This is a genomic window from Rhodococcus sp. R1101 (genome assembly GCF_000278445.1).
GTDB classification, from domain to species: domain Bacteria; phylum Actinomycetota; class Actinomycetes; order Mycobacteriales; family Mycobacteriaceae; genus Rhodococcus; species Rhodococcus gordoniae.
In genome coordinates, this window is the sequence record NZ_AJVB01000405.1 from 1 (window position 1) to 3,555 (window position 3,555).

Below are 3,555 nucleotides of genomic sequence, written 5' to 3' on the forward strand. Positions count from 1 at the left end.
ACCGAAGTCGACCCGGCGAAGAAGACCACCGCCACCAAGTCGACCGCGGCGAAGAAGACCACCGCGGCGAAGAAGACCCCGGCGAAGAAGACCACGGCTCGCAAGAGCACCAAGAAGTAGAAGTCACCCTCGATGCTGCCCGCACACGTGCGGGCAGCACAGGTGCGGCGACGGCGGCCACCGGACATCCGGTGGCCGCCGTCGCGCGTTACGGGTCAGATACTCTCGTCGTCCACGGTGGGGCGACCGATGGGAAGAGGACTGTCGATGTGGTCTGCCGCGACCAGGCGATCACCGCGCAGAGACAACACCCACATGCTCGCCTTCCGATTCCGTGCCGGAGGCAGCACGAGACCGTCGCGCTCCGCCCACCACTCGAGCAGTGGAGGGATCACCTTGCCCTGACTACAGATCACGGGTGTACCGGGACCGGACGCGATCTCCAGCGCCCGCTTGCGGCCGCGGTCCGGGTCGGCGCGGTACTCCTCTTCGGACAAGGACGGTTCGAGCGAGACCTCGAGCCCGTGCAGGGAGGCGAACGGTTCGACCGTCGCGGTGCACCGTGTGCGATCGGCCGATACCACCCGATCGCCGCCGAACGCCGTCAGTTGCGGAACGAGAGCGGCGGCCTGGGCCCGTCCGGACGCGTCGAGGGGACGGTAGCGGTCGTCGCCCTTGTACTTCTTACGACTTCCGGCCTTGGCGTGGCGGACGATCAGTGCGGTGGTGGTGTCGAGTGGCACGCGACGGAATCGGCGCAGGACACTGCGGTCCATCGGGTACGACAGTAGATCGAAAGCGTCTCCGGGGGTCACCCAACGCAATTCGTCCACCTCGTCGTTGGGCGTGAACTGCCCGTCGACGGTGCGTGCGGCCCAGTAGTCGACCCTCTTGAGTTTGCGGTGCCCCGGAACCGGGTAGACCACTTTGCCTAGGCTGCGTCCGAGTGCGGCGCGGAACCCGGTCTCCTCTTCGATCTCCCGCACTGCGGCGACCACGGCGGTCTCGCCCACGTCGAGTTTGCCCTTCGGGAAGGACCAGTCGTCGTAACGGGGACGGTGTACGAGGGCGACCTCCGCATCGTACGGAGCGTTCTCGGCGGCGCCCCGCCACAAAACCGCACCCGCCGCGAAGATGTTGGCCTTCACGGGCTTGTCGCGTGATTCGGTCAACGTTTCCTCCACCTCAGGACGAGCGGCTACGCATGAGTTCGACCTGGTGGTCGCGGGCAGCTGTGCCCGGCTCGGGCGACGCCGTCCAGGTGCCGTCGCCCTCGAGAATCCAGCAGCGTGTCGCCGGATCCAACGCAGAATCGAAAATGCCGTCCAACTGCGTTGCGAGCCGGGTGTTCTTCACCTGCACCATCACTTCGACCCGACGGTCGAGATTCCGGTGCATCATGTCGGCGCTGCCGATCCAGTACTCGTCGCTGCCGCGGAAATGGAACAGTCGCGAGTGCTCGAGGAAACGGCCCAGAATCGATCGCACCGTGATGTTCTCGCTCAAACCGGGCACCCCGGGCTTGAGCGCACAGATCCCGCGCACGACCACCTCCACCCGGACCCCCGCGCGGGATGCGCGGTAGAGCGCGTCGATCACCTGCTCGTCGACGAGCGCGTTGGCCTTGAGCCGGATTCCGCTGGGACGACCGGCGTTGTGGTGCTCGATCTCACGCTCGACGCGCTGGACGATGCCCTTGCGGACCCCGTGCGGTGCGACGAGCAGATTGCGGTACTGGGCCTTTCGGGAGTATCCGGTGAGGGTGTTGAACAGGTCGGTCAGGTCGGCGCCGATCTCGGGGGAGGACGTGAGCAGGCCGACGTCTTCGTACAGGCGGGCGGTCTTCGGGTTGTAGTTGCCTGTGCCGATATGGCAGTAGCGGCGGATCGTCGACCCCTCGCGTCGCACGACCAGACAGGTCTTGCAGTGGGTCTTGAGACCGACGAGTCCGTATACGACGTGGACACCGGCCTGTTCGAGCTTGCGGGCCCACTTGATGTTGGCCTGCTCGTCGAAGCGGGCCTTGATCTCCACCAGCGCGACGACCTGTTTGCCGGCCTCGGCCGCGGCGATCAGGGCGTTGACGATGGGGGAGTCGCCCGACGTCCGGTACAGCGTCTGCTTGATCGCGAGCACCTGGCTGTCGGCCGCGGCCTGCTCGATGAACCGCTGGACGCTCGTGGAGAACGAGTCGTACGGATGGTGGACGAGGATGTCGCCTTCGCGGAGAGTCGAGAACACGCTCTTCGGGGTCTCGCGCTCACCGAACGCGGGATGGGTCGCCGGCACGAAGGGCGCATCCTTCAGATCCGGACGGTCGACGGCGTGCACCTGCCACAGCGACGACAGGTCGAGCAGACCCGGCAGCTGGACGACGTCGACCCGGTCGACGTCGAGCTCACGCAGCAGGAGTTCGAGCATGTGCTCGGTCATGTCGTCCGACACCTCGAGTCGCACGGGAGAACCGAAGCGGCGCCGGGCGAGTTCGCGTTCGAGGGCCTGGAGGAGATCCTCGTCACGGTCCTCCTCGACCTCGAAGTCGGCGTTGCGGGTGACGCGGAAGGCGTGGTGCTCGACGATCTCCATGCCGGGGAACAGGACGTCGAGGTGGGCGGCGATCAGCTCCTCGAGGGGGAGGAAGGCCGGCAGCCCGTGCGACGAACCCGCCCGATCGACCCGCACGAAGCGATCGACGTTGTCGGGCACCTTCACGCGCGCGAAGTGCTCCCCCGAGGACTGCGAATCCTTGACGGTGACAGCGAGGTTGAGGGACAGGCCGCTGATGTAGGGGAAGGGGTGGGCGGGATCGACCGCGAGCGGTGTCAGCACGGGGAAGACCTGCTCGGCGAAATACTGTGTCAGACGGTCGCGTTCGGTCGGCGTCAGATCCGACCACCGGATGATCGAGATCCCTTCGGCTGCCAGAGCGGGCAGCACCGAATCGAGGAAGACCTGTGCCTGGCGCCCGGCAAGTTCTCGCGTGCTCGAGGCGATGAGGGCGAGCTGAGCGCGGGGAGACAGCCCGTCGGCCGACCGGACCGACAGTCCCGTCTCGGCGCGCCGTTTGAGACCGGCGACCCGCACCATGTAGAACTCGTCGAGATTCGACGCGAAGATCGCGAGGAACTTTGCGCGTTCGAGCAACGGCTGCGAGGTGTCCTCCGCGAGCGCGAGCACGCGGGCGTTGAAATCGAGCCAGCTCTGTTCCCGGTTGAGATAGCGGTCGACGGGAAGCGTGTTGTCGTGATCGGTCGTCGACTGCAGGCCGGTCGCGGCCGGAGGCGCGCTGGTGGCGGTGGCCACACGACCGGAAGATCGTGCGACGCCGGACGGAGCCGCGTTCTCGGAACTCGTGGGTTCGGGGGAATCGCCGTTGGTCACCTGTTCATTGTGGCAGAGCCACGGCTCCTCGCAGCGCTGTCGCATCGGTGACGACGAGGGAATTCGAGGCCGTCCAGCACGGCCGCGGTGGCCGGCCCGACGCCGAGCTGCACTGCGGCGGCAAGATCGTCCGGTGTGTCCACATCGAGTCGCAGGCCCGGAAGTGCGTCCGGC

The 3,555-nt window shown here is 66.8% G+C and carries 2 protein-coding genes and 1 pseudogene; all 3 read right to left on the bottom strand.

The features are described from left to right. Positions 1-215 precede the first annotated feature (215 nt). The gene (locus R1101_RS0118720) at positions 216-1,172 is read right to left on the bottom strand and encodes an NUDIX hydrolase (RefSeq protein ID WP_026003455.1); all 957 of its coding nucleotides are present in this window, start codon (positions 1,170-1,172) and stop codon (positions 216-218) included. A gap of 13 nt (positions 1,173-1,185) precedes the next feature. After that, positions 1,186-3,381 (bottom strand): RNA degradosome polyphosphate kinase, encoded by a 2,196-nt coding sequence (locus R1101_RS0118725; protein WP_026003456.1) that lies wholly within the window; start codon positions 3,379-3,381, stop codon positions 1,186-1,188. Next, positions 3,378-3,555: pseudogene (locus R1101_RS29740) on the bottom strand (2-phospho-L-lactate guanylyltransferase); the annotation flags it as partial. The gene R1101_RS0118725 and the pseudogene R1101_RS29740, both read right to left, overlap by 4 nt.